This window comes from Streptomyces sp. SM1, from assembly GCF_002910825.1.
Classification (GTDB): domain Bacteria; phylum Actinomycetota; class Actinomycetes; order Streptomycetales; family Streptomycetaceae; genus Streptomyces; species Streptomyces okerensis.
Genome location: NZ_NEUB01000755.1, coordinates 1 through 1,252, shown reverse-complemented (window position 1 = coordinate 1,252; position 1,252 = coordinate 1). Strand labels below are relative to the sequence as shown.

Here is a 1,252-nt window from a genome sequence, read left to right as displayed (position 1 = left end):
CCTCGCCTCCTACGCCGGACTGGCCCCCACCACGAAGCAGTCGGGCACCTCCATCCACGGCGAACACGCACCCCGAGGCGGCAACCGGCAACTCAAACGGGCGATGTTCCTGTCCGCCTTCGCCTGCATGAACGCCGACCCGGCCTCCCGCACCTACTACGACCGCCAGCGAGCCCGCGGCAAGACCCACACCCAAGCCCTCCTCCGCCTCGCCCGCCAGCGCATCAGCGTCCTGTTCGCCATGCTCCGCGACGGCACCTTCTACGAACCCCGGACACCGAAAGACGTCGAGCTCGCCGCATAACCCCAGCAACACCGAACCACCCCAAACCCGACAAGGGTGCCTTGACGAAGGACATAGAGGCACCCCCCCTCTGGGGGAGGCACGACTGTCCGCGGAGAGCGGGGAGCGGGACGGGGCGGCCGCGTGCGGCGGGAAGGGGACGGGGCGGGGGTGTCCGCCCGCAGCGACTGGCGTGTCAACACCCTCGGCTCCACCGAGTCACCCATTCCGCGCCAGTCCGAGGACGGAAACCCCCGACCCGGCACCGGCCCACCCACCCGCCGGGCGCTTCCCCACCCCCGCCGGAGGGACAGCGGCGCCGCAGGCTAGTCCCAAGGCCGTGAAGTTTGCGTCTGGGTTGTGTTGTCAAGGGCTGGTGGCCGCGAGGATTTCGATGCTGGTGGTGGCTTTGTAGCTGCTCCGGACTCTGGTGCGCAATTCGTGTGTCAACTGGCGAGTTTGTAGCTGAGTCGGGTGAGGTGGCTGCTGCGTGAGCGGTCCAGGGGCTGCCCGGCCCAGTGGGCGTCGAGTCGTACGATGTTGATAGCGGTGGCGGAGAAGGCGTGTTGGAGGCGGACCTTGGGCAGTCCGCGGTAGCGGGCCCGGCGGATCCCGGTGACGTCCAGGGCCTGGTTGACGGTGCCCTCCACCCCGGCCCGCAGCTTGTACCGGGTCTTGAAGGAGTCGGTCTTCTGCTCGGCGCGGGCGGCGGCGAGGGTTTCGTGCAGTTCCTTCGGCCGCAGTGTGAGCATGCGGTTGCCGCGGGCCGCTGCGGTGCACTTGCCGCGGGAGGGGCAGGTGCGGCAGTCGGCCTTGGCGAATTCCACGACGATGGCGTCGCGGCCGTGCTGGGTGACGGGATACCAGCCGCTGCTGGTCCGTCCTTCGGGGCAGCGGGCCTGGCGGGTCTTCCAGTCGACGGTGAAGGCGGCCTTGTCGAAGCCGCTCGCGGCTTTGGCCTGTGCCGAG

At 69.6% G+C, this 1,252-nt stretch carries 2 protein-coding genes; one reads left to right on the top strand and one right to left on the bottom strand.

The window, feature by feature from the left end; genetic code table 11:
- Positions 1–304, top strand: a 304-nt coding sequence (locus tag B9S61_RS22805) for a transposase (protein ID WP_146064897.1), incomplete at its 5' end; no start/stop codon positions are given.
- Positions 305–729: 425 nt separating this feature from the next.
- Here B9S61_RS22805 and B9S61_RS22800 read toward each other — a convergent pair.
- A partial coding sequence (locus B9S61_RS22800; RefSeq protein WP_181007444.1) for a transposase occupies positions 730–1,252 on the bottom strand: 523 nt, incomplete at its 5' end.